The sequence below is a fragment of the Symbiobacterium sp. genome (assembly GCF_040797425.1).
GTDB lineage: Bacteria > Bacillota > Sulfobacillia > Symbiobacteriales > Symbiobacteriaceae > Symbiobacterium.
Genome location: NZ_JBFNEH010000135.1, coordinates 1 through 1,195 on the forward strand (window position 1 = coordinate 1; position 1,195 = coordinate 1,195).

The 1,195-nt window shown below is 67.9% G+C and carries 1 protein-coding gene; it reads right to left on the reverse strand.

Annotated elements, in window-relative coordinates:
- Positions 1-1,139: heavy metal translocating P-type ATPase (locus tag AB2385_RS17080; protein ID WP_367656210.1), on the reverse strand; the 1,139-nt coding region annotated here is incomplete at its 3' end.
- Positions 1,140-1,195 lie beyond the last annotated feature (56 nt).

Below are 1,195 nucleotides of genomic sequence, written 5' to 3' on the forward strand. Positions count from 1 at the left end.
AGGGTCTGCACGGCTTCGGGCACCTCGGGCCGCAGCTCGTCGCGGACCCCGATCGCCCCAGAGAGGGCGTCATCGACGGTGACCAGGACGCAGGTCTGGCCCTCGGACTCCATGCGCTCAACGTCCGCTTTCAGTGGCCCGGCGTCGATCCATCGGGGGCTGCCCACCAGCACCCGTCGGCCTTCGACGGTGCCGCCGATGCCATGCCCAGCTTCCTCGCTGATGTCCGAGGCGGTGGGCGCTTCGGGCCCCGCTGCCGCGATCGCCGCGGCGAGGGGGTGTGTCGATTGCTGCTCAACTGCTGCCGCGAAGGAAAGCACCTGCGTCCGATCGAATCCGTCTACCGGGACCACTCCGGTAACCTCAGGCTGGTTGCGGGTAAGGGTTCCGGTTTTGTCCACTGCCAGGTGACGGATGCCGCCGAGTCGCTCGAACGCCGCGCCGGACTTGATGACCACTCCGAACTGGCTGGCCGCGCCGATCGCGGCCACGACCGTCAGCGGCACGGAGATTGCCAGCGCGCACGGCGACGCTGCGACCAGGACTACCAGCGCACGGGTGATCCACGTCTCAGGGTCGCCCAGCAGCGAGCCGATAACGCCGACCAGCACCGCCAGGATCATCACCCCGGGCACTAGGGGTTGGGCAATCCGGTCGGCGATCCGGGCGCGGTCGCCCTTTTCCGCCTGCGCTTGCTCGACTAGGTCCACGAGTGTGGTCAGCGAGTTGTCCGTTCCAGCTGCGGTCGTCTCGACCTCCAGCACCCCGGCGGAGTTGATCGCTCCCGCAGGCACTTCGTCGCCGGGCGCAACCTCCTCCGGAATGGATTCTCCGGTGATCGCTGAGGTGTCAAGGCTGGAGCGCCCGGACCGAATGATGCCGTCCGTGGCGATCCGCTCCCCGGGGCGCACGAGCATTAGCTCGCCAACCTCGAGGTCCTTCGCTTCGACCTCGGCCGCTGTGCCGTCGCGCAGCACCGTCGCGGTCTGCGGTACCAGCTTCAACAGTGCCCGCAGTCCGCCTTGGGCCCGGTCCATCGCCTTGTCTTCCAGTGCTTCGGCGATCGAGTACAGGAACGCTAGCGCCGCGGCCTCTCCGACGAATCCGAGGATCACCGCGCCGACCGCGCTGATCGTCATTAGCAAGCCAATGCCGAGCTTGCGCTACGTGACAAGGGTCCGGATCGCTCCAGGCG